This window comes from Rickettsia endosymbiont of Thecocarcelia acutangulata, assembly GCF_964263195.1.
GTDB lineage: Bacteria > Pseudomonadota > Alphaproteobacteria > Rickettsiales > Rickettsiaceae > Rickettsia > Rickettsia felis.
In genome coordinates, this window is the sequence record NZ_OZ181652.1 from 819,189 (window position 1) to 843,329 (window position 24,141).

A 24,141-nucleotide genomic window follows, 5' to 3' on the forward strand; every position below is an offset into this window, starting at 1 on the left:
TTCGTCGAAACTTATAGCTTCTCCTCGCAATGACGAATAATGCACTACTCTCAGCTCAAAAAACCAAGTACTAATAAAATGCTAGACAATTTCATTGCAAATCAAGCAACCAAAGAGTTTTCAGTTAGTGAGATTTCTAATAAAATCAAAGAATTATTAGAAAATAATTTTGGCTATATTAAGGTAAAAGGAGAAATTTCAGGTTTAAAAATAGCAAGCTCAGGTCATGCTTATTTTAACTTAAAAGAAAATACCGCTATTTTAGCTTGTACTTGCTGGCGTCCTATTCTTGCTAAAATCAAATTTCCTTTAAATGACGGTATGGAAGTGGTGATTAGCGGCAAGCTTTCAAGTTATGCAGGTAATTCACGCTATCAATTATCGGTAGATAATTTGCAACCTGCAGGACTTGGTGCTATGTTGCAAATTCTAAATGAACGCAAAGCTCGTTTAGAAAAAGAGGGACTATTTAATAAGAAACGTATTCCTATACCTTTTTTACCTGATAAAATAGGTGTTATCACTTCAATAACCGGTGCTGTTATTAAAGATATTATTCATCGCATTCGCGAACGTTTTCCGACTCGGATAATAATATGGCCGGTTAGCGTACAAGGCGAAAATTCCGGCAATGAAATTGCTGAAGCAATTGAAGGATTTAACAATTTAGAAGAGATAAATAAACCAAGTGTTATAATTGTTGCTAGAGGCGGCGGTTCTATAGAAGATCTTTGGTCATTTAACGATGAGATATTAGTACGTGCTGCTTATAACTCAAAAATTCCTATTATTTCCGCAGTAGGTCATGAAGTGGATTATACTTTAATAGATTTAGCAGCTGATAAAAGAGCTCCAACACCGACTGCTGCCGCAGAATTTGCTGTACCGGTACGATCTATTTTAAATAATACTCTACAATCTTATGAAAAAATATTATTGAATAATACTAACAGGTTAATTAAGTATCACGAACAAAATATAATAAATTACGATAAAATACACAGATATCTCTCTCACTATATGAATAATAGACAGCAATTACTGGACGAAACCGGTTTTAATTTGCTAGATGCTTTACCGTGCTTCATTGAACTACAAGAAACAAAGCTTAAATCTTTTTCTAAAGAAAGAGTTAACCCTGTTAAAATACTCAATTACAAAACATTAGAATTAACACATCAAACAGCTTATCTATCAAAATCGGCAAATAATACTTTGAAAAATTTTGAGTATAAATTAGAATTAAATAGTACGTTACTTGCAAGCCTTGATTATAATAACGTATTAAAACGAGGTTTTGCTATAGTTAAAGGAGAAACGGGTAATTTTTTATCTTCTAAAATTACTGCTGCAAATGAAAAAATTTTTAATATTAAATTTTCTGACGGCGAAATTAAAGTAGTTCGTAATACCGTCATTGCGAGCGACTAAAAGGAGCGTGGCAATCTCAGGAATTAGTATTACCTCATGAGATTGCCGCGTCGCTTCGCTCCTCGCAATGACGATAAAGTATTGCCGCAGGATGACACGTTAATTTAAAAAAATACAAACCATGAAAATTTTAAAGCTTTTTATTTTTATACTTCTCATTTCTAAAAATTTTTATGCTTTGAGCATAGGTGCAAACGAACAACAAGCAATTTTAGAATGCGAAGGGACAGCCGATAAAAAAACTTTGATAAATGCCTGGTATATAAATGAGCCTTACCAATACTTAATTGCTACTTCAAACGGTCATACTACCGTTTCCGGTATGGATATAGAATTAATTAACGCTATTGCTGCAAAAATAGGTATCAATATTGAGTATAATCAAGATAGCTGGTATCAAGATCAATTAGATATTCAAAGCGGAAATGCCGACATGACAGCAGGAGCTACTTATACTACTGAGAGAAGTAACTATGCTTATTTTTCAAAGCCTTATCGTCTTGAAGAATTATCATTATTTATTATTGAACCACTTGCCAAAAAGTTAAATTTCCAAAATGTTAATGAACTAACAGCACAAATACGTCTATTTAATCTCCAGTTAGGAATAGTGAAAAGTACTGTATACGGAGACCCTAAATTTACAGATTTTTTATATAATGAGAAAAATCAAGATATAATTAGAATATATCAAAATAATATGGAATTGATAAATGGAATAATCAAGAAAGAAATTGACGGTTTCATTAGTGATCGAATTGTCGGTGCCGTTAATATTTTAGGAAGAACAATAGACAGGAATATATTAGAAGTTTCCTTAAATATTAAAACACCCCTACATTTAATGTTTAGCAAAAAAACCGTATCTTTAAACATAGTTGAACAATTTAATTTTGCGATAGATGATTTTCTTGCAAGTAACGAGTATAAAAAAATTATTAAGACATACATATACCATATTCTATTGCCTAAATCTATAGATTCTAGTTGGTGCCATGTTATAGGTTTATTTGGTTGCCTTGCTTTTGCTTTTTCGGGAATTATTTTGAGTAGCAGAAAAAATAGTACTTTATTCAGTACATTTTTATTTGCGGTATTACCATCTGTTAGTAGCTGTATAATGTTAGATTTAATAGTAAACCATGATACCGGACATTTAAACTTCTATTTTACTCCTTCTTATTTCTATTACATATTTGTAGTAGTTTTACTCGGTTTTACAATTATTAAATTATTCAGCTATTATAATAAACAGATTGCTGAAGATAATTATTTAGAACAATCATTAAATAATATAGTAGCAATTTGCGATTCATTCGGACAAGCAACTTTTATAATTATAGGAGTTGCAATGGTTATTATTCACAAAATTGAGCCTCTAAGTTTTTGGGGACCGTTTTTTGCTTTCATTACGGCTAATTGCGGTGCAATATTACGAGATTTTATTATGAAAGAAAATTCAATTAAGAGGATACCAAGAGGAGTTAGTATTGAAATCACTGTATTATGGGGTATAGCTTTTAGCGTATTATTAGATATGTATAGTAGTAATCCAAATTATCATACAATAAAATATTCAATGATTATAGTAATTTCCGGAGCATTTATTACTAGTCTCTTAGTTTATCATTTTGGTTTTCTTGAGTGGCGATTCCGTAATGAAAAATTAGAAGACATAGAAAAACAAACATGAAGATAGCTACTTGGAATATTAATTCCATAAAAACAAGACTTAATTTATTGCGTAATTTTTTATCTAAAGAAAATCCGGATATTTTATTATTGCAAGAAATAAAATGCGAAACCGAAAAATTTCCTTTTGATGAATTATCCGATCTACCTTATAATTTTTATGTTCACGGACAAAAATCATATAACGGTGTTGCTATAATTTCAAAATTTCCTGCCGATGAAATAATTAAGGATTTTCCGAATAATTACTGCAGTGATCAAGCAAGATTCTTAGAAATAAAATTATCATTACCTATAGGGTTTTGTAATATAATCTCGCTCTATGCTCCTAACGGTTCATTTGTCGGTAGCGATAAATTTGTAGCAAAGCTAGCATTTTATGATAATTTTATCAATTATCTATCAACTAAAAAATCTTTTGATGAAAAAACTATCATAGGCGGTGATTTCAATATTGCACCGTTCTATATAGACGTATATTCACCTAAAGCTCTTGCTGAAACTACTTGTTTTACTGAAATTGAACAAAAAAAACTACGTACTATTCTAAATTCCGGGTTTGAGGATTTATATAGATTGAGGCATCCGAGTAAACAAGAATTTTCATGGTGGGATTATAGAGCCGGGTGTTTTGAACAAAATAAAGGTATGCGAATTGATATGATTCTTGGTTGTAATAATACTATTGACTATTTAGAAAATTGCTATATGGATTATAATTTAAGGACTCAAGGAAAACCTTCAGATCATATACCGGTAATTGCGAGTTTTAAGGGGTAGCCTGAGTCGTCATTGCGAGCAGCCGTAGGCTGTGCGGCAATCTCATGAAATATCCTGAGATTACTTCGTCGAAACTTACAGTTTCTCCTCGCAATGACGAAAAAATAAGAAATAAACATATGTCTCCAAAATTCATGAAATTTTACGAAAAATATATGACGATTGTCGGTACAATCGGCAATTTTATGTTTTATGTACAGGCTCATAAGATTTTCACCTGCAAATCTTCAGCTTCCGTTTCTATGCCCGCCTTTACTATAAGTGCTATTGCTCTTTGTAGTTGGCTTATATACAACATATTAATAAAAAATACACCTATTATAATAGCAAATATAGTAGGTTTTATCGGAGCATTATTAGTTCTCTTAACCATAATAATATATTAATAATGACTAAGAAAATCATTACTTTAGTTGGTCGTCCGAATGTAGGCAAATCAACCCTTTTCAATAGATTAAGCATACGTAAAAAAGCTATCATTCACGATTTGCCGGGCGTCACTAGGGATAGAAAATATACAGAAGGCAAAATCGGCTCTTTTAAATTTTTGTTAATTGATACCCCAGGACTTGAAGAAAATCCTGATAGTATGGGAGAAAGGTTAATGGAACAGACTACTAAAGCAATTTTAGAGGCAGATTTAATTTGTTTTATGGTTGACGGTAGAAGCGGAATATTGCCCGATGATAAGCTACTTGGTAGCTTTGTTAGAAAATATAATAAGCCTGCTATATTGATAGTTAATAAATGCGAGAAAGCTTTTGATTTTGATAAAGAATACTACAAATTAGGGTTTGATAGTATGGTGGCTATCTCTGCCGAGCATGGCACAGGCTTAATTGATTTATATGACGAAATTATTGCCAAGTTACCTGAAGAAGAATCAATCGAGACAAATATAGCCGATCCAATTAAAGGAGATTGTTTGCAGATAGTAGTTAGTGGCAGACCTAACGCCGGAAAATCTACTTTTATAAACGCTCTTATTAATGATGAAAGATTATTAACCGGTCCTGAAGCTGGTATTACTCGTGAATCAATTGAAATTGATTGGCAATATAAAAATAATCACATTAAATTAATAGATACGGCAGGACTCCGCAAGAAATCTACTATTACAGAGTCTTTAGAAAAATTATCGGCTTCAGATGCTATTAACTCTATTAAATTTGCTAATACCGTAATCTTAATGATTGATGCTTTAGCCCCTTTAAAACAGCAAGATTTAAATATTGCAAGCCATGTGGTAAATGAGGGGAGAAGTATAGTTATAGTAGTAAATAAATGGGATTTAGTTAAAGAATCCGAAAAAGAAGCATTTCAGGAAGAATTTTATTATCAGATAAATACTCATCTGCCTCAGGTTAAGGGCGTACCCGTTCTATTTATTTCAGTAATAAATAAACAAAATATAGAGCAGGTTTTAGATGCGTGTCTTAAAATTTATAAAATTTGGAATAAGAAAATAACTACTAGCAAATTAAATGAATGGCTTAATTTTACTACGGAAGCACATCCACTACCTCTACAAAAAGGCGGTAAAAGAGTGCGTGTAAAATATATGACTCAAACAAAAACCCGCCCCCCTACTTTCAAATTATTCTCCAATAATCCGGAAAAAATTACCGATAGCTATACTCGTTATCTAGTAAATAATATGCGTGAGGCTTTTGACATGCCCGGCATTCCTATTAGATTTACTTACGTAAAAACCAAAAATCCTTATGTGTAGTTTAACATTCACTAATAACAGTTTAAGCACAGAAAAATCTGAATTAGATATATTACTAGATAATATTACTGACTCTAATTGTCATCATGAATTATTAAGTGATGATAAGACTAAAGGTAATGAAACATGGTAAATTATATACTTTAACCAAGCTGTAAATTAGATAAGTTCTCTATTCCGACTACACTTATTTTTTCTGTTTTTTTATATGTATTATTACCGGCGGTAACAATATATAAATATTCTAACTGCAAATCAGCAAGAACGGTATACATTGATTTAGTAATACTAGGAGCATCAGCATTTTTTACTTCAAAGCCGTATTTCTTACCGTTCTTAATAATTAATAAATCTAATTCTGCTCCTGTTTGCGTTCGCCAAAAAAAATACTCTGCATCCGTTTTAAATTTACGTATTAACTCCTCTATTACAAACCCTTCAAATGAAAGACCGAGTTTTGGATGAACATACCAATCATGTTCATGAACCCCTAATAATGCATGTAGTATTCCGCTATCTCGTATATAGACTTTCGGAGCTTTCACTTGACGTTTTGAGATATTTTCATACCAAGGTTTTAATAACCGAATCATAAAAGTTTGCTCTAATATTTCAGTATAACGTTTGATAGTCATATCCGTTAAACCGAGCGACCTTCCAAGCTCGCTATAATTTAATAATTGCCCATGGTTATGGGCAAGCATCATCCATAACTGTCTCATTACATGTGCATTAAGAGATATTCCTAAACTAGGCAAATCACGCTCGATAAAACTAGTGATGTAGCTATTACGCCATCTAAGACTTTGAGTATAATTTTTTGCTAAATATGATTTAGGAAAACCGCCTCTTAACCATAACTCCCTAAAATCATTTATCTCTATTAAATTGAACGGGGTAAGCTCCGTATATTCAATACGACCGGCTAATGATTCTGAAGATTGTCGCAATAATTCCCCGGAGGCACTACCTAATATTAAAAATTTTTTGTTTGAATAGTCAGCAAGAACTCTTAAATAAGGAAAAATTTCAGGTTGCCTTTGAATTTCATCAATTACTATTAAACCGTTTAAAGGCTCAAGAGTTGTTTTAAGATTCTTAAATTGATCTAAGTGAGTCGGATCTTCAAGGTCAAAAAAGTAACTCTTTTCATCTGCTTTAAGCTGTTTAATATAAGCGTGAGCTAAAGTAGTTTTACCACATTGCCTTGGACCGAGAATGGCACAAACAGGGAAGATCTCAAAAGAATCTTTGATATGTGTTAAATAATAATCTCTTTCTATCATCCTTGTAATTTCATAATGATACTTTGAATTTACAATATAATTTTAATCAAATAATAGCAAGATTTTTCTAGGTCCTGTGTACTTTTGATCAATGATTATAATTATGAGATATTTTTAAGCGAAAATTAATAAGATTTTTGATAGGATGTTATTCATATTTCAAAAAAATCTGATAATTTGCAGCTAAAAAGAGCTATAATTATGATTATTCTATTAAAATGCTCAGGATTTAGGCTCCTCTAGCGGGTTTTCCCATCTCTCTTTGTCTTTCTTCTAATACCTTACTTGTATGCAGTCCTACCGCTTCTTTATCTTTATTAAATTTACTTTTTCCTAAATTAACTATAGTCTCTGCTACTACTCCTAGAACTTTCGGGTCTGATAATAATTTTAACGCCGGCACTATAATTTTACTGTATTCATGTTTGCTAAATTTATCGGCAATTTTAATTAATTCAGGTGCATGCTTACCGGCTATCTTTACTAATTTTTCACCGTCTAGTATTTAATTTTTGACCCTTAGGTGTTTTGTTTAAAAACTCATCTACAACCGGTCCTAAGCTACTTGCATGTTTTGTTAATAGTTCAGGAAGGTCTTTTTCAATTATTTTGCTTATTTCAGGATTATTATTTTTAATTTCTATCAAAGTACTAATCAATTCCTTTACCTTTTTTGATTTCTCTTCCTTTGGAAGTGACTTAATTAACTGAGCTTTTTGTATTACATCGGCTACTTTATCATTACCGGAAAGAGCAAGGCTTGCAAGTTTAGTTATTGACGGCAGAACATCTTTTACAAAAGGCATAGAAGCATCTAGTGCTTTATGTATAAACTCAGGATCTTTTCCTTTTGATTCTATTCTTTCTATTACTTTAGGATGTTTTAAAACATCTAATATATCCTGTTTATTATCATCTAAATATTGCGGTAATTCTTTTTCTAAAACAGGAAATAAATTATCAATAATTTTTTTGGCATTTTCAACTAACTCTACTATTTGAGTTTTTTTCCTTTTAATAACTCTTTTTTAATTTCAGTATTTAACCCTTCCATATTTAGGTTAATTTTAGTCCAACGCTGATTTTCTTTAAGCTGACTATAAACTTTTATAGCTGAAGGAGTACTTTCAATTAATTTTTCGCTAGAATTTGCAAGTAGTGCTACTGTATTTGCAATTAATTCAGGTTTAGCAAATTTTTGTGCTTTATTATTTATTATATTTTCCGTAATCTGAACTAACTCCTTTTGATTATCAGGATTTTTTAAAAATTGTACTAAATCGTGATTAAGAAAGGGCTTTACTTTGTCTGAAGTAATAATGTCATGTATATTTTTTAATATAGCACCTTGAGATGACTCGTTTTTTTGTTTAATATTCTTATATATTTCTTGTAGTTTTGGGTTTAAATCGCTTTCTAGTGCTTTAGATATTAAATCTACTCCTAGGGTAGATAATTCTCTGACAAATTTAGGACTTATTTTGTCTAATATATTTATTTTTTCTGTTTCGGAAATTTGAAAGTTTTTTGTTATTTTGCTAAGCCTCTTATTTAAAATAGGCGTGAGAAGATATGGGATAACTTTAGATTGTAAAATAGTTTCTTTTGAGCTATTAGATATAGTTTCGGAATGTAAAACAGCAGCACATTTTTTTATAAGCGATTCTGCATCTGCTATTATCTTGCAACCGGCGTCAATAGAATCTACATTAGTGTTAGCACTTCTCGCTTTTCTGAGGTTATTAAGCTCCAGTGCAAGATCAGGTAAAACTTGAGAAGCCTCCCAGGTAAATTACAATGCACTAGGGACATTCCCGACTGCTTGGATAACACTTTGTATTATACCTAAATTATCTTTATTAAGATCTAGATATTGTTTATTTAACTCATCATATTTTTTGTTACCTGTTTCCGCCCCAATAGCTGCCCATCCAGCTTCAACCCAAGAAAGGTTTTTATATTCTTCATCAAGCTGTTGCCTTATATTATCAATGGATTCCTGCTCTTGGCTTTTAGACATTCAAATACCCTTATATATGTTAATTTTTAAAGTCATGGTTATCTTGCAATGGTTTTTTACTGTAATTCTTCATTTACTGATAAATCAATACTAACCTCTCCACACAATGAAATAATATTCTTCGTTACCTGAAAATCTATATCGGGGTTATTATACTTTTCATTTTTCTGAATCCGGTAGTAGTAGTAGTAATCAGGATCAGGACATAATTCCATTATTTTCGGTAAAGGTTTTTGCTCTATAGTACTGACATTATACTCACATTTTAAAACTTCAGCCACCCCCTCCTCTGCATCACCATTTACCGGTAAATCCATATTAACCTTTCCACATAATGAAACAATATTCTCCCTTACCTGAGGGTCTATATCCGGGTTGTTATGCTCTTTATTTCCCTGAATCCAGTCGTAGTAATAAGGGTTAGGCCATAATTCCGTGATTTTCGGCAAAGATTCTGGCGGTATAGTACCAAACTTATACTCGCGTTTTAAAACTTCAGCCGGCATCCCCCTGTATCACCGATACAATATATTTGCGAGTAATTCAAAATCGATTTAATATTATTATCGATATCTATATGGATTATATAATATTCACGTTGTACATCATTAAGAAATGTCGCTGCTATAAGCGATATATCAGGATATTTTTCTATATTTACTAAAGCTATATTTTCTAAGTTTTCAGGACATTGAATTATTCTATCTGAAGCCGCTAATCCTTCAAACTCTTCCTCGCCTATTTTTTCTTTTAGTCTATTTTTGTATTCTTGCTCTTTATCTGAAGGAAATACAATTTTATCGTCTTTACAATCAACTAAAAAAGGAGTTTTAATAACATGTTTAATAAATAAATCTTTTATTTCATAATAAAAAATTTCTTAATATATAAAGCTATAATATTAATAATTTTTTATATGTCAAACAATATTCTCTAGGCTATCTAGGTAATGCTTTACTAGTCGTAGCAACTTCGCTTCAGGGCTTAAGTTTTTCACTGCCCATTTTTTAATCCAAGGTTCAGCGAGCTGCCACATATTAACATTCCCGTCTAACTGCCTGCCTATTCCTTCAACCATTATCAAAGTCTTTTGCAATAACAATAATTCCGGCTGTACTTCCATGCCGAAATCTTCAGTGATTTTAAATAAATGTGCAAGCAGCTTACCTATGGAAATATTTTTTGTGGGTGTCCCTACTATAGGCTCAGTAACTGCTCTACAACTTTGAGCGAATAAATCTAAATCGGTATTTGATGGGATGTAGCCGGCTCTTAAATGTACTTTAGCAACTAATTTATAATCACGGTTTAAAAAACCAAATAGACTTTCGGCAACGGCTAAACGATCTTTTTCTTTAAGTCTACCCATAATACCGAAATCAAGTAAAATTATCTTACCTTGCTTATTCACTAAAATATTGCCTGCATGTAAATCAGCATGAAAAAACCCGTCTCTATAGGCTTGATTGAAAAACATTACGGCGAAATTCTGAGCTATTTTTGCAGGCTCTAATCCCAATTCTTTTAGCAGTGAAGTATCATATATAGAAGTTCCGTCTAACCACTCGGTAGTTAGTATATTTTCCGACGTTAAATCCCAATATATTTTAGGGATTATCACATTAATATCATTTCGCATATTATCCATAAGCTCAGAAGAAGCTGCCGCTTCTAGCCTTAAATCAAGCTCAAATCTCATAGTTTCATGAAATTTATCAACTACTTTAATCGGTTTTAGCCTCTTTGCTTTAGAAAATTTTGAGATAATTTTTGCAAGAAAATATAGCAGCTTAATATCTCTGTTATATTTTTTATGAATACCAGGACGCAGAATTTTCACCGCAACATATTCACCGGTTGCGAGTTGTGCTTTGTGTACTTGCGAGATTGATGCGGCTGCGACTGGCTTGTCGTCGAAATGTAGGAAAGGGAGGGCGTCATTGCGAGCATTCGTAGAATGCGTGGCAATCTTTTGCTTACTTGCTGAGATTGCTTCGTCGACATAAATGTCTCCTCGCAATGACGCTATCAACTTCCTCGCCACCCCGCCATCAAACGGAGGTAGCTTATCCTGCAATAACCTTAAATACCCTGCTATCTCTGCTCCTACTAAATCGGGTCTTGTCGAAAGAGTTTGTCCGAATTTTATATAAATAGGTCCATGTTCGCTTAAACAATCTATTAGACGTTTGCCGTAATCTTCATGCGGTTTTTTAAATAATGATAACGGAGCAGAAAATAAAGCTAATATATAACCGATAAACCTGAAATATTTAGGGCTTCTTGAATCAATTAGAATTCGTTTTTTACTGATGATACGAAAAATACGTATTAAATTAAAAAAATTACTTATCATATCTTATACGCACTGTGAATAGCAACTATTCCGCCGCTCAAATTTTTATAACTAACTTCTTCAAATCCTGCTTCTTTAAGCATTATTCTAAACTCGTCTTGCGAGGGAAATAACTCGATACTTTCAACCAAATATTCATATGCCTCTTTATTACCGGTTATTGCCTGACCGATGGTAGGTATAATACTAAATAAATAAAATTTATAAAAATCTTTAAAATAACTTTCTTTTACCTTTGAAAACTCAAGGCATATAAACTTACCCATCGGTTTTAGAACTCTATAAGCTTCTTTTAAAGCTTTATTAATGTCAGGTACGTTTCTAATACCAAATGCTATAGTATAATAATCAAAACTATTATCTGAAAAAGGCAATTCTTCTGCACTTGCTACAGTAAATTTAAGGTTCTGAAATAAATTAAGATCAATTGCTTTTTTCTTAGCATTCTTTAGCATCTCTTCATTTATATCGCTTAAAGTTAAAGCAATATTATTGCCTCTATCTCTTGCTTTTTTAGCAAGCTTTAAAGCAATATCACCACTACCGCTAGCGACGTCTAATATATGAGAGTTAAGGTTTGGAATTTGTCTAATAAATTCATCTTTCCATAAGCGATGTAACCCAAAACTCATTAAGTCATTCATTAAATCATACTTATCGGCGACATTAGAAAAAACGCTATTTACTAACCCTTGTTTTTTAGTGTAGTCTACTTTTTTAAAGCCAAAATTTGTTTGGTTCATAGTTTTTTATTATAAATATTAGTATCAAATGCCGGAACTTCCTGAAGTAGAAACTCTTAAAAACTTCCTAAAAGATAAGCTAATCGGGCTTATTATAGAAAATGTAGAGTTAAAAAGAGATAATTTACGTTATAAACTACCCCCGCTTTTAGCTTCCGAAATCTCAAATACTAATATACTGGATGTTAGGCGTCGTGCAAAATATTTAATTATAGATTTTAATAATGATTATTCTTTAATAGTTCATCTAGGTATGAGCGGTAGATTTACTATGCAACCTTCTAACTATGAAACTAAAAAACACGATCATGTAATTTTTGATTTAAGTAACGGTGAAAAGTTAATTTTTAACGATACTAGACGATTCGGAATGGTTTATAGCTTTAAAACTAATTTCTTAGAAAAGGAATTTTTTAATGATTTAGGAATAGAGCCGCTTTCTGATTTATTAACACTGGGATATTTAAAAAGCAAATTAACTACTCGAAAAATACCGATAAAAAATTTAATTATGGATAATAGAATTATAGTCGGAGTCGGCAATATTTACGCTTCAGAAAGTCTTTATTTAGCTAGAATTCATCCGGATAAATTAGGTAGCAATTTAAGGGATGATGAAATAGAAAGTTTAATTAAATCGATTAGAGAAGTATTAGCTAAAGCTATAACTGCCGGTGGCACTACCCTTAAAGATTTTGTAAACGGTGATAACAAACCCGGTTATTTTACCCAGCAACTTACGGTTTACGGCAAAGAAGGACAAAATTGTTTAAACTGCTCTAGCACTATTATCAAGACAAAACATTCAGGCAGGAGTACTTTTTATTGTAGGACCTGTCAATATAGTGAATTTACTTGACATATTTTTTAAAACTATTTATAAAGCTCTCTATTGTTTATTCAATTAATAGTTGTAAAATATATGAGAATAAAGCCGGTGATTATAGCGGGGGGTAGCGGTAAAAGACTATGGCCCTTATCATCTAAGGATAAACCGAAGCAATTTAAAAAAATATTGAGTGATCTAACTTTACTTCAGCAAACATTAAACCGAAATAAATTTCTAGGACAACCTACTATTATTACTTCCAAAAAATATGAATCAATCACTAAAGAACAAGCAGCAGAAATAGATGTAGAAATAGAATTAATTACCGAGCCTTTACAAAAAAATACTGCCGTTTGTGCCATTATTACGGCATTATCGGCTAAAGCACAAGGGTTTGATATCGTAGTGTTACTACCTTCGGACCATCATATAGCGGATAATCTAAATTATCTTAATACTATAAATAAAGCTTTACATTATGTTAATGAATTCGGTATTTGCACTATAGGCATTCCTATAAATTTTATAAGTGCCGAGTATGACTATATAAACACAGGATTATCAATTGCAGAAAATGTTTATCTAGTTGTTCACTTCATTGAAAAACCTATATTAGAGCAAGCAAAAAAACATTTTCAAAGTAATGAATATTTTTGGAATTCAGGAATTTTTGTATACGATATTAACTTCTTCTTAAACTTAGCAATGAACCTTCAACCTGATTTATTTTGTATTGCAGAAAAAGCATTTAATACTGCTATAAAAAATGAGAAAAGTTTGGCAATAGAGGATGAAGCTTATAATGAAATCGAAGCAATTTCTATAGACAATACTATAATGGAATATATTTCGGGAATGGTCATGATAAAAGCTGATTTTGTTTGGAACGATCTTGGTACTTGGCATTCCTTATTACAGGTAAAACATCAAAATATAAATGATAATTATTGCGAGGGGAAAGTAGTAACAAGCAATACTACAAACTCTTTCATTAGTTCTAATAATAAATTAACTACCGTAGTAGGTCTTGACAATGTCATAATTATCGATACTATGAACGGTCTTTTGGTTGCCGATAAATCAAAAATGAATGAAATCAAAGAATTAGTAATGAAAATAGAACAAAATTAAAATGAATGAACTACAGAAAGCTAAAATCCTATTTACTGCTCTTTTTAAGAGAAAATCTGATTCATCACCGAATTATAAAATATATGAAAAAGCCTTTCTAAATAATATTTTGTCTTCTGAAGAAATAAAATTAGAAATTATGAAAGGAAATAACGAAGCTTGTTATATTCTTGCTAAAACTTACGGAATAATTAATCGTAATCCCCAAGATGAATATAACTCTATGTTATTAATATTGATTGGAAGTAAACTCGGAAATACAGAATGTACACAGCTTGTTTATTCATATCCTACAAAATATACAAGCTTTGAGTCTACTGTTAATAATTTTATTCAGAATTATATAGGATGAGCTGATATCACTTTTGATGATGCTATATTATCAGCTGCTTACTCCGATACTTTAAATACTCCAATTTTAGGAGACCCAAATTATAATAATATGTATAACCATGGTTGAACACATATTACTACATAATTTACTACTAATATTCAAGACTATTGACATAGTATTATTGCTTATATATCCTATTTTTATGAGGCTTAAACCTTATCATTATAGTAATAGAGGTTTAATTATATCCAATTTATAGGAAATATTTTATTTTTTTAAGAATATAGCGAATATCGGCAAATAACTAACCCATTTACGGTATGAGGTATGTTTTTAAAAAATTAAAAGATAATGGATAAATTAGACCTCTTCGGAAACAAGGGTTTAGGGAGGAATTTGAAGGAGACACGGAAGTGCTTGCCACCGCAGCGTACAAAAGCGTATGTGAGGATTCGAGTACTGGATTGACATACAAATTACCCCTAGAAGTAGAGTTTCCGAAGAGGTCTATTGAACATAATTCAACTTCTTTTACTATAAATATAGCTAATCTTATAAACTTCAAAAATCTGTAAGTTATAGGAACAACTTAGTAATAAAGAAGTTCATTTTAGTTGAGTTACAACATGGAAAATACTACAGAAGAACAAATAATAATATCTGAATTCAAAAATGATGAAGAGATAGATGAAGAAGAGAAAAGATTAAAAGCAGAAGATTCACGAAAGCAACTTAAAGCAATATTAATAACATTTGGTATTATTTTGACCGGTTTTTTAACTTTTACTTATTTCTTTTTTAATTACATAGAAGAAAAAGCGGAAGAATACAAACAACAGCAACAACAAGAAATTCAAAAAACTAATAAAAGTTGAATATTAGATTACCACACTTCTCCTTTAATTATGGTCTTGTTACATGGCTGCTATATCGTTCCAGCAAGGCATTGTTGCGTGGATACTCCCCCGTCATTACGAGCGACTGCAAACCTTGTTGCATGGATCAATTGCACCTCTGTCATACCGTGGCTTGACCACGGTATCCAGTAAGATAGCTAAAAATACTAATATTATTAGTATTTTTAACTAAACCCCGTGGTCAAGCCCATAGTACCGGACAATTTCTATTCTATGTCATTCCCGCAAAAGCTGGAATCCAGTACTTTAAAGCTTTTTTGAAAGCTTTATCTTAAAAAAACGATATAATAAAAAAACTTTAAAATTAAGATTTTTTATCCTGGATCCCCGCTTTCGAGCTTTGTTGCATGAATCGGCTTTTCTTCTGCCATCCCACGACTTGATCGCAGGACCAAGGAAAAATAGACAAATAATATACGCTACAAGTTATTTTTCTGGATACCGTGGTCAAGCCACGGTATGACACCGAGCGTATTTTTTCGATCCATGCAACAAGGCTCCGCTTTCGGGCTTTGTTGCGTGGAGCAGTTTTTCCAGTGTCATCCTAGCTAACTTGTTCGCAAGATCCAGTTAAAATTTTAGTATTTTAAGTTACTTTTATGGATATTGTGGTCAAGCCGGCGTTGTTGCACAGCTCAAAAAATGCCCTCGGTGTCATTCCCGCGTAGGCGGGAATCCAGCATAAAGCGAGATAAATCGAGCTTTTAATTTCAAAAACTTGCTGTATTTATACTTTTTTTCTGGATTCCCGCCTACGCGGGAATGACATAAGCGAGCCATGCAACAAGGCTGCGACTGCAAGGAGCGTGGCAATCCAAAAAAAATAATAAAAAAATTCTGTAAATCAGAATTTTTTTTCTTCCTTGCTTTGTCAATTACTTACGTAATTTCCTCGCAATAACTATTTTTATACTGCCTTAAGTTTAGGTTGCTTGAAATTAGTTTTATCAAAATCATAGATAAAATCTTTGATAATAGGTACTATAAACTGTTTAAATTTACTTCCGCTAAATACACCGTAATGCCCTGCCCCTTTTTGTAAATGGTATCTTTTCATTGATTCAGGTATATTTGAACAAAGTTTTAAAGCAGCTTTTGTTTGCCCTACTGCTGCAATATCATCTAATTCCCCTTCAATACCAAGTAAAGCACATTTAGTAATATGTTTTAAATCAATCGGATGCTTCTCAGAAACTAATTTACCTCTTGCTAATGAAAATTGTTGGAATACTTCATCTATAGTTTGTAAGTAAAACTCTGCCGGCATATCCATACCTGCTAAATACTCATCATAAAATTTAATAGTATGATCGGCTTTTTTATAATCAGAATTTAATAAACTTTGCCATAATTCTAAATGTGAATCTATATGACGGAATAAGTTTAAACTCATAAAGCCGGGATATACTTTTCTTCCATGACCTGGATAGTTTGGCGGCACCTGCATTGTAACCATTTTGCAGAACCATTCTAAACTTTTACTTTGAGCAAATTCATTAACTGCAGTGGGATTTTTTCTAGCATCAATAAGTCCGCCCATCAAAATCATCGAACTCGGCACATTTGGACTATTACTCTCCGACATTAAGCTAATGGCGGCAAGCAGTGGAACAGTAGGTTGGCAAACTGCCATAGTGTGAACATTAGGTCCTATAAAATTGATAAACTCCATTACGTAATCAATATAATCATCCATATCAAAATGCCCTGCTTCAAGCGGCACGAAACTTGCTTCCGTCCAATCTGTAATATAAATATCGGTATACGGTAATAATTCTTGTACTGTTGACCTCAGTAAAGTAGCGTGGTGTCCTGCCATAGGTGCTACTATTAATAATTTAGGTAATTCTTTTTTAAAACCTATTTTCTGAAAATGCCTTAGTTCACAAAAAGACTTTTTTAGTATAACTTTTTCATTAATGTTATAGGTTTTATCATCAATAATTGTTTCAAGAATATTAAATTCGGGTTTTTCATATTTTCTAGTCATGCGTTCACAAAGCGTTAAATAAGAATGCATAATTCTTGCAAACCCATTATCCTCTAGAGGCTCATGTTCATACGCCTCTTTCAGGATTTTTATACCTAAATGTATTGGAGCAATTTGTGCTCTAAGCCCCTCTAATATATAATATGTATAATTAGTACTTAAATCACAGTTCATCATAATTTATCCCTAAATCTAAAAATAATTAATATAATCATTTAGTTTAACATCAAAAATTTCTTTAGTAACATTAATTTTAGGATTCACAGCTTAAATTTTTATAAATGCGTGATAATAATGGTCTATGGGACTATTAACAAAATAGCTTTAATTAATAATTAAATAGGTTTTTTAGCAAAAATTAATAAGATTTTTGCCGGAATAGTTATTCATATTTAAAAAAATCTTATAATTTGCAGCAAAAAAGATTTTAATTAGCTTTAAAATTATTTTGTTAACAGTCCCATATATAAATATGTTTATTTTTCTTCTTGTTTTGCTTAGGAATCGCATGTTTATCAATATTATACCATATACTCTCTATCACTGCTTCTGTTGGTTTTTCACAAAATATATCAACCTTACTTAGATAATTTTTAAAATCCTTATTTTCTTCTGCTAACCTATTAGCCATATTCCAATCTATTTCAGATTTTTCTCTAGCATGGATTAATATTTTACTATCTTCAGGGAAGTCCATATTTATTAAAATAAAACCTATACCATGCCTAGTGCATAACATTTCGAGCTCATGCCTAGTATCAGGCGTAGTTTTATCTAGAACAGGTGCAACTAAATAACCATAATGTGCCCATGATGAATTTGATAAAGCCTGAAAAAAAGGCTCTCTTACGTTATCTACGTTTTATTTTCTTTTTTACTTCAAAAGACCAAAGTCTTGCTTGTTTTCCACCATAATATTTAGCACAATTTTTGATTAGTGGACTCCATTTTTTATTAAGAACTTCCATGCCTACCCAATCAGGATGTAACCATATATTACTTCCGGTTCCTTGTTTATTTGAAGAAAAACTATGTCTAATTTGCATATTATAGATACCTAATTCATCAAGATATAATTTAAGTATGTCATATACTTCTTCTTCAGTTATATCATTTTCTTGGCTTACTTTATTTTTAAGGTTTGTTACTTGTTCATTATTAATTTGATAATCAGGATTTTGACTATAGTACAATCTTACTTGAGGTTCTGACTCTATTCTAATATTAGGCTTTGATTTCCACTCATTAAACCTACCTCTACTAATTTCATTTGCATAAGCCTTTATAACTTCCTTAATTTTTTCTTCTTGAGTTTTTGCTGCTATTATTCTCTTATTTCTACTTGTATTTGCTTTGCGTCTAGCTTCTTTAGGATAATTTTTGACAAGCCATTTTGCTATGCTATAAGGAGTAAATTTCTGCCCTTCATTTTCTTTTAAAAAACTAATAATAGCATTTTTGCGATCAAATTCCATATTAAATATACTAATAATTGAAATACTATAAAATATACATGTTATTTTATAAATTTCAACTTTAAATTATCAATCTTTATGATTTTATAAAGTATTATTTATTTATACTATAAGTAAATGAAAAGTAGGTAGACGAAGTTTAATTTGGAAAAGAGCAAGGCGTCTTGAAGCTGATGACCGCAGCGTACACTAGTACGTGAGGATTATCAGCAAAAGACTTTGTCGCCAATTTTTCAAATTAAACGAGTATGCTTTTCAAATTTAGAAAATAATGTTTTAAAGTTACGAGTAGTAATATTTGCTACTTCTTTTGAGGTGATATTTTTGAGTTCGGCTACTTTCTCGGCAACATATCTAACGAAAGCCGGTTCGTTTTGTTTGCCTCGCATAGGCGTAGGTGCTAAATAAGGTGAGTCAGTTTCAATCAATAATCTATCAAGAGGCACATATTTAACTATTTCCTGCAAATCGGTTGCATTCTTGAAAGTAATAATACCGGACATTGAAATATATAAACCGATATCTAACATTTTTGTTGCTAGATTTTTTGATGAGGTAAAACAATGGATTAGCCCGGGAAATTTACTATTACGCATTTCCGAGGTTAAAATATCAATAGTATCTTCATCTGCTTCTCTTGTATGAATTATAATAGGTAAATTAGTGGCGGCTGCCGCATGTATATGTGCTACAAACGAATCTTTTTGGAGTTTTTTATCGTAAGGCTGATAATAATCAAGACCTGTCTCACCGATTCCGATAATTTTCGGATGCTTGGTAAGCTTAATAATTACCTCAGCATCATTGTGAGGAGAGACGTAGTCTTGACGTGGCAATCTTGTCCAAGCTTCCTGAGATTGCCACAGCACTTGCAGTGCCTCGCAATGACTAATAGAAGAATTCACTTCGCACGGATGTACCCCAACAGAAGCAAAAACATTTTCATATTTTTCAGCTATTTCTAAAACAATTGGTAAATCTTCAATTTTAGTGCAGATAGTTTGCATATACTGTACATTATTTTCTAATGCTCTTTGAATGACGGAATCTAAAAGCCCTGTATCATACCGTGGCCCCGCCACGGTATCCAAAAAACAACTAGTACTAGTTGTTTTAATATTTTTACTGGATCCCGCTACGAGCTCGCTGGATGACAAGTCAGTAAGTAAATTAAGATGACAATGCGAATCTATTAACATATTATACTCTTAGTAAATGTGTCATACCGCAGCTTGTCTACGGTATTCAGTAAATAAAAAATACTATTTTTAAAATTAAAAGCTCGATTTATCTCGCTTTACGCTGGATACCGTGGTCAAGCCACGGTATGACACTGAACGCGTTTTTAGATCCATGCGGGCAATGCCCGCTTACCCATGGTATGACATACTATTCAAATCTTGGAAATATTATAGTAGGTTCTAAAATATCGCTACCCGCCCTTAAAGCATAATCACATCCTAAATGCTTAAATAAACGTTCTTCTTTATTTACCCCTAACTGATCAAGCATTTTATTTGCTGAACTCGGTATAAAAGGCTGAAGCATTATAGCAATATAGCGTAAAACTTCTAGTAAAGTGTATAACACTTCTAGCATTTTATCCGGATCGGTTTTTTTCAAATTCCAAGGTGCTTCACTATCAATATAGATATTTGCCTCTTCGGCTAAATTAATAATATTTTCAAGAATTTTATTAATCTCTGTTTTGTCCATCAATAAAATATTCTGCTCGGCAAATTTACTTGCGGTTTTTAAAATCGGTAGCTCATATATTTTATCAATGATATTTTGCTCAATTAACGGCACTTTGCCGTCATTATTTTTATAAACAAAAGATGTAGTACGCTGCAATAAATTACCTATTTTGTTTGATAGCTCACTATTAATACGGGTAATTAAATTACTGCGAGCAAAATTGCCGTCTGCACCAAAAGTTACCTCACGCATCAGAAAATACCTAACCTGATCAACACCGAATTCATCAATTAACTTAATCGGATCAATGGTATTACCAAGAGATTTAGAGATTTTCTGCCCCTCATTCGTCCACCAACCATGAGCCATAACAGTTTTCGGCAGCGGAATTTCGGCAGCCATTAAGAAAGCCGGCCAATAAACCGCATGAAAACGTAAGATATCTTTACCAACTACATGCAAGTCAGCCGGCCAAAATCTACCGTAATTACTTTGTGCGTCGGGATAACCGAGTGCCGAAATATAATTAGCAAGTGCATCAAGCCAAACATAAATTACATGTTTTTCGTTATTTGGAACTTTTATTCCCCAGTTAAAAGTAGTACGCGATACTGATAAATCTTTTAGACCTGATTTAACAAAGCTAATTACTTCGTTACGCCTTGATATAGGTCTAATAAAATCAGGATTTGCTTCATAAAACTCAAGCAATTTATCCTGCCATTTTGAAAGGTTAAAGAAATAGCTTGGCTCTTTAACCCATTCAACTGGGGCACCCGTCGGTGCTAAACCGTCACTCGTAAGTTCCGACTCATCAAAAAAAGCCTCATCTCGCACTGCATACCAGCCCTCATAAAATCCCTCATAGATTGTACCGTTATCTAGTAATTTCTGCCAAAAAACAGCTACGGCTTCTTTATGCCTGCTTTCTGTTGTTCTGATAAAATCATCATTGGAAATATTCATAACATTCATCAGATGACAAAAACTTTCGGATGTCTGATCGATAAATTTTTGTGGGTCGATATTTTTATTGATAGCTGCTTTTTCTACTTTCTGCCCGTGTTCGTCAGTCCCGGTTAAAAACATTACATCAAAACCTCGAAGTCGCATGAAACGAGCAATAACGTCACTTGCAACGCTAGTATAAGCATGACCGATATGTGGAACATCGTTAACGTAATATATAGGGGTAGTAATGTAGTAAGTATTCTTCATAAATGCTTTTTTATTAACTCATGTACTTCAAGCGGACTTAGATCCGACGCTTTAATTGTTTTTATTCTCTCAGGAAATCTATTACTTAATTCTTTAAAGCAATCATAGATTTTTTTATAAAAATCTATACCTCTTACGTCAAATTTATTGCTCATATTTCGTAAATTTACTCTCTCAATAGCAGTATCCGGCTCTACATCAATAAAGAACGTAATATCAGGCATAAGAGGGGGCATTAAAGTTTTGTGCAGATTATAAACTAAATCTATGCCGGTTTCTAGCTCTAATCCTTGATAACATGCAGTTGAGTCAATAAACCTATCACATATTACGATATGTCCATCTTGCAGAGCCGGTATAATTTTCCGTGCCATATGATCATAACGTGCTGCCATAACTTGTAATAGCTCGGACATGGGTAATAATTCTTCATGTACTAGGATTTCACGCATTTTTTCGGCGACGGCAGTACCGCCAACTTCACGAGTTAAAATAACGGGAGTATTTTGAGATTTTAAATATTCATAGAGCATTTGAGATTGAGTAGATTTGCCTATCCCCTCCCCTCCCTCAAATGTAATAAACTTTCCTTGTTTCAAATTATTCATTAATTACAATTACTTTAAGCTATAACTTTATAATCATATCTCTTAAAAAAATATTTACAAGGAAGATTACATACTTATAATTCATTATAAATTTTAAATTATTAACATATGAGTAATTCATTAAGCAAAAGGGATTTTTCAATCCTAATCGGTAATGCGATGGACCATTTTGATACTGCACTTTATGGGTTTCTTGCACCGCTACTTGCCGGTATTTTCTTTCCGAATCATGATAAAATTGTCGCCTTAATACTTACTTACAGTGTTCTTGCTACATCTTTATTTACTCGCCCGATCGGTTCTTATTTTTTTGGTGTAATTGCTAAAAAATACGGTGGGTTTTTTGCTTTATCTCATTCTCTAATCGGCATTGCTTTAACAACTAGCCTAATCGGTCTAATCCCCTCTCATACCCAAATAGGCTGGCTTGCTCCGCTATTATTAGTTGTGCTTAGAACGTTGCAAGGAGTATATTCCGAGGGTGAATGTGCTATTGCTAAATTATTTATTTTAGAGAATAAAGAAGAAAAAAAAGCGTTTAAAGCTTCTTACCTTTATCAAACCTCTACAATGCTTGGTATTATCCTTGCTTCATTTATCAGCACTATAGTTTTAAATGTAGAGTATAATGAATATTGGCGTTTATGTTTCATATTTGGCGGGTTTACGGCCTTTGTAGGTTATTTTTTAAGGAAGAGTGAGGATATTGTAGTAAAGCCTTCAATGTCATACCGTGTCTTGACTGCGGGATCCAGTAAAAAATATAAAAGTACTTTACGTAGTTTCTGGATTCCTGCTTTCGCAGGAATGACACTTTTACACGATCTAACCACAATTTGGAACAGTAAACTAAGTATCTTACGTATTAGTTTTGCCGTAGGTTTTTCATATATGACCTATATAGTGCCTTTCGTTTTTATGAATAGTTTTATTCCGCTTATCACTGATATATCAATTGAAACAATGATGAAGTTTAATACCGAGTTTCTGATTTTTGATATGATTATGATTCCGATAATAGGGCATCTAACAAAAAAATTCCATTACCTTAAAATATTAAGCGGTACTCTTATTTTAATGAGTTTAAGCATAATTCCTTTATGGCTGTTCTTAAATAATTCCTCTATATGGTATGTTAATTTCGTGCGTATTTGGATTATAATACTTGGTGTTGGCTTTTTAGCACTTTTGAATTGCTGGCTAAATGATTTATTTAAAACTGCCGATAAATATATGTTAGTAGGTATCGGCAGCAGTATAGGTGCTTCATTAATCGGACGCCTTACCCCGTCAATCTGCCTAATGCTTTGGCATGTAACTGGCAGCTCTTTATCAATTGCGGTTTACATAACTGCAATATCGATGGTAACCTTATGGGCTGTGAGAGCGGGACGTTAATGAGATACCGCTTCTAAGTAAGCATCAGGAGCTACTCCTATAATGTCTGTTAGTTCTTTATAGCAATCATCATTTACAAGTCTACAAAACTTAGGGGCTTTATAAGATTCACAACCTGCTCTAATGTGTCCGGCGTACTCGATATCCGTATAGTTATTACGGATAATATGTATATATTCTTTAAATGCAGATTTATCTTTAGTGCCGTATTTTTCTGCTACTTTATCAAATATCATGCTATTCACATCTTCACGATTATAAACTTTCTGACTATTATACTCACTGCTACTCCAAAATTTTTTAGAATCAGTATACAAGCGATATTTCTCCCCTCTTGAAACCAAAGGGTCAGTAAATTTTTCTATAAAACACAAAAAATATGCTGAATAATAAAATTCTGCTGTTGGGTCTTTTATTAATGCTGCAAAAGATTTTTTATAAGTATTGTTTCTTAACATAGTTCATATCCTTTTTATTATTTAGAGTAATTATACCAATGAAAA

Annotated in this window: 25 protein-coding genes and 3 pseudogenes; 14 read left to right on the forward strand and 14 right to left on the reverse strand. The window is 32.2% G+C overall.

From position 1 onward, the window contains the following. Nucleotides 1–78 precede the first annotated feature (78 nt). The 6 genes from xseA to ACE38Q_RS04535 all read left to right on the forward strand — a co-directional run bounded on the left by xseA (nucleotide 79) and on the right by ACE38Q_RS04535 (nucleotide 5,768). The gene (gene xseA / locus ACE38Q_RS04510) at nucleotides 79–1,431 is read left to right on the forward strand and encodes an exodeoxyribonuclease VII large subunit (RefSeq protein ID WP_500190245.1); all 1,353 of its coding nucleotides are present in this window, start codon (nucleotides 79–81) and stop codon (nucleotides 1,429–1,431) included. 121 nt (nucleotides 1,432–1,552) lie between these two features. After that, complete coding sequence (locus tag ACE38Q_RS04515) at nucleotides 1,553–3,124, forward strand: transporter substrate-binding domain-containing protein (protein WP_500190246.1); 1,572 nt, start codon at nucleotides 1,553–1,555, stop codon at nucleotides 3,122–3,124. Next, a complete protein-coding gene (gene xth, locus ACE38Q_RS04520) occupies nucleotides 3,121–3,903 on the forward strand; it encodes an exodeoxyribonuclease III (RefSeq protein WP_500190247.1) in 783 nt (260 codons plus the stop codon). The genes ACE38Q_RS04515 and xth overlap by 4 nt, the downstream gene beginning before the upstream one ends. Before the next feature lie 119 nt (nucleotides 3,904–4,022). Next, nucleotides 4,023–4,289 carry a SemiSWEET family transporter gene (locus ACE38Q_RS04525; protein ID WP_500190248.1) on the forward strand — a complete coding sequence of 89 codons (267 nt, stop codon included), beginning with the start codon at nucleotides 4,023–4,025 and terminating at the stop codon, nucleotides 4,287–4,289. 2 nt (nucleotides 4,290–4,291) lie between these two features. Beyond that, complete coding sequence (gene der, locus ACE38Q_RS04530) at nucleotides 4,292–5,635, forward strand: ribosome biogenesis GTPase Der (RefSeq protein WP_500190249.1); 1,344 nt, start codon at nucleotides 4,292–4,294, stop codon at nucleotides 5,633–5,635. Then, nucleotides 5,628–5,768 carry a hypothetical protein gene (locus ACE38Q_RS04535; RefSeq protein WP_202068976.1) on the forward strand — a complete coding sequence of 47 codons (141 nt, stop codon included), beginning with the start codon at nucleotides 5,628–5,630 and terminating at the stop codon, nucleotides 5,766–5,768. The genes der and ACE38Q_RS04535 overlap by 8 nt, the downstream gene beginning before the upstream one ends. A 10-nt stretch (nucleotides 5,769–5,778) precedes the next feature. Here ACE38Q_RS04535 and ACE38Q_RS04540 read toward each other — a convergent pair whose 3' ends face one another. From ACE38Q_RS04540 to ACE38Q_RS04550, 3 genes are all read right to left on the reverse strand, one after another. Beyond that, nucleotides 5,779–6,921, reverse strand: coding sequence for an ATP-binding protein (locus ACE38Q_RS04540; RefSeq protein WP_500190250.1), 1,143 nt, complete (start codon nucleotides 6,919–6,921; stop codon nucleotides 5,779–5,781). A gap of 229 nt (nucleotides 6,922–7,150) precedes the next feature. Further along, a complete protein-coding gene (locus ACE38Q_RS04545; protein WP_500190251.1) occupies nucleotides 7,151–7,324 on the reverse strand; it encodes a hypothetical protein in 174 nt (57 codons plus the stop codon). Nucleotides 7,325–7,412: 88 nt separating this feature from the next. Beyond that, nucleotides 7,413–7,727, reverse strand: coding sequence for a hypothetical protein (locus tag ACE38Q_RS04550; RefSeq protein WP_500190252.1), 315 nt, complete (start codon nucleotides 7,725–7,727; stop codon nucleotides 7,413–7,415). Nucleotides 7,728–8,483: 756 nt separating this feature from the next. On the opposite strand from ACE38Q_RS04550, the gene ACE38Q_RS04555 reads away from it, so the two are divergent. Beyond that, a complete protein-coding gene (locus ACE38Q_RS04555; RefSeq protein WP_500190253.1) occupies nucleotides 8,484–8,696 on the forward strand; it encodes a hypothetical protein in 213 nt (70 codons plus the stop codon). Nucleotides 8,697–8,713: 17 nt separating this feature from the next. On the opposite strand, the gene ACE38Q_RS04560 is transcribed toward ACE38Q_RS04555, so the two are convergent. The 4 genes and pseudogenes from ACE38Q_RS04560 to ubiE form a co-directional block, all read right to left on the reverse strand. After that, a complete protein-coding gene (locus tag ACE38Q_RS04560) occupies nucleotides 8,714–8,941 on the reverse strand; it encodes a hypothetical protein (RefSeq protein ID WP_500190254.1) in 228 nt (75 codons plus the stop codon). A gap of 299 nt (nucleotides 8,942–9,240) precedes the next feature. Then, nucleotides 9,241–9,447, reverse strand: a pseudogene (locus ACE38Q_RS04565) (hypothetical protein); the annotation flags it as partial. A gap of 413 nt (nucleotides 9,448–9,860) precedes the next feature. Beyond that, on the reverse strand, nucleotides 9,861–11,297 hold the full coding sequence (ubiB, locus tag ACE38Q_RS04570; RefSeq protein ID WP_500190255.1) for a 2-polyprenylphenol 6-hydroxylase: 1,437 nt from the start codon (nucleotides 11,295–11,297) through the stop codon (nucleotides 9,861–9,863). Beyond that, the gene (gene ubiE, locus ACE38Q_RS04575; RefSeq protein WP_500190256.1) at nucleotides 11,294–12,040 is read right to left on the reverse strand and encodes a bifunctional demethylmenaquinone methyltransferase/2-methoxy-6-polyprenyl-1,4-benzoquinol methylase UbiE; all 747 of its coding nucleotides are present in this window, start codon (nucleotides 12,038–12,040) and stop codon (nucleotides 11,294–11,296) included. Before ubiE ends, ubiB begins: the two co-directional genes overlap by 4 nt. A gap of 28 nt (nucleotides 12,041–12,068) precedes the next feature. Between ubiE and mutM the strand changes: the two genes are divergently transcribed. From mutM to ACE38Q_RS04605, 6 genes and pseudogenes are all read left to right on the forward strand, one after another. Beyond that, on the forward strand, nucleotides 12,069–12,899 hold the full coding sequence (gene mutM / locus ACE38Q_RS04580; protein WP_500190257.1) for a bifunctional DNA-formamidopyrimidine glycosylase/DNA-(apurinic or apyrimidinic site) lyase: 831 nt from the start codon (nucleotides 12,069–12,071) through the stop codon (nucleotides 12,897–12,899). Nucleotides 12,900–12,968: 69 nt separating this feature from the next. Further along, nucleotides 12,969–13,787: pseudogene (locus ACE38Q_RS04585) on the forward strand (mannose-1-phosphate guanylyltransferase); the annotation flags it as partial. A gap of 72 nt (nucleotides 13,788–13,859) precedes the next feature. Further along, nucleotides 13,860–14,000, forward strand: a complete 141-nt coding sequence (locus ACE38Q_RS04590) for a hypothetical protein (protein WP_500191292.1) — start codon at nucleotides 13,860–13,862, stop codon at nucleotides 13,998–14,000. Nucleotide 14,001: 1 nt separating this feature from the next. Continuing rightward, nucleotides 14,002–14,352 (forward strand): hypothetical protein, encoded by a 351-nt coding sequence (locus ACE38Q_RS04595; protein WP_500190258.1) that lies wholly within the window; start codon nucleotides 14,002–14,004, stop codon nucleotides 14,350–14,352. Between the two features lie 341 nt (nucleotides 14,353–14,693). After that, nucleotides 14,694–14,843: pseudogene (locus tag ACE38Q_RS04600) on the forward strand (palindromic element RPE1 domain-containing protein); the annotation flags it as partial. A 117-nt stretch (nucleotides 14,844–14,960) separates the two neighbouring features. Continuing rightward, nucleotides 14,961–15,209 carry an RP671a family tick cell line-upregulated protein gene (locus ACE38Q_RS04605; RefSeq protein ID WP_202068999.1) on the forward strand — a complete coding sequence of 83 codons (249 nt, stop codon included), beginning with the start codon at nucleotides 14,961–14,963 and terminating at the stop codon, nucleotides 15,207–15,209. Nucleotides 15,210–16,158: 949 nt separating this feature from the next. On the opposite strand, the gene phaZ is transcribed toward ACE38Q_RS04605, so the two are convergent. The 6 genes from phaZ to tmk form a co-directional block, all read right to left on the reverse strand. After that, nucleotides 16,159–17,418 (reverse strand): polyhydroxyalkanoate depolymerase, encoded by a 1,260-nt coding sequence (gene phaZ, locus ACE38Q_RS04610; protein ID WP_500190259.1) that lies wholly within the window; start codon nucleotides 17,416–17,418, stop codon nucleotides 16,159–16,161. A gap of 274 nt (nucleotides 17,419–17,692) precedes the next feature. Further along, a complete protein-coding gene (locus ACE38Q_RS04615) occupies nucleotides 17,693–17,980 on the reverse strand; it encodes a hypothetical protein (protein ID WP_500190260.1) in 288 nt (95 codons plus the stop codon). A 112-nt stretch (nucleotides 17,981–18,092) separates the two neighbouring features. Then, nucleotides 18,093–18,716, reverse strand: coding sequence for a hypothetical protein (locus tag ACE38Q_RS04620; RefSeq protein ID WP_500190261.1), 624 nt, complete (start codon nucleotides 18,714–18,716; stop codon nucleotides 18,093–18,095). 233 nt (nucleotides 18,717–18,949) lie between these two features. After that, a complete protein-coding gene (locus ACE38Q_RS04625; protein WP_500190262.1) occupies nucleotides 18,950–19,915 on the reverse strand; it encodes a TatD family hydrolase in 966 nt (321 codons plus the stop codon). A 190-nt stretch (nucleotides 19,916–20,105) separates the two neighbouring features. Next, nucleotides 20,106–21,632, reverse strand: coding sequence for a methionine--tRNA ligase (metG, locus tag ACE38Q_RS04630; RefSeq protein ID WP_500190263.1), 1,527 nt, complete (start codon nucleotides 21,630–21,632; stop codon nucleotides 20,106–20,108). Continuing rightward, complete coding sequence (gene tmk, locus ACE38Q_RS04635; protein ID WP_500190264.1) at nucleotides 21,629–22,240, reverse strand: dTMP kinase; 612 nt, start codon at nucleotides 22,238–22,240, stop codon at nucleotides 21,629–21,631. Before tmk ends, metG begins: the two co-directional genes overlap by 4 nt. Before the next feature lie 108 nt (nucleotides 22,241–22,348). Between tmk and ACE38Q_RS04640 the strand changes: the two genes are divergently transcribed. Further along, nucleotides 22,349–23,638, forward strand: coding sequence for an MFS transporter (locus tag ACE38Q_RS04640; RefSeq protein WP_500190265.1), 1,290 nt, complete (start codon nucleotides 22,349–22,351; stop codon nucleotides 23,636–23,638). Here ACE38Q_RS04640 and ACE38Q_RS04645 read toward each other — a convergent pair. Beyond that, nucleotides 23,635–24,096 carry a hypothetical protein gene (locus ACE38Q_RS04645; RefSeq protein WP_500190266.1) on the reverse strand — a complete coding sequence of 154 codons (462 nt, stop codon included), beginning with the start codon at nucleotides 24,094–24,096 and terminating at the stop codon, nucleotides 23,635–23,637. The two genes, ACE38Q_RS04640 and ACE38Q_RS04645, sit on opposite strands and share 4 nt — an antisense overlap. Nucleotides 24,097–24,141 lie beyond the last annotated feature (45 nt).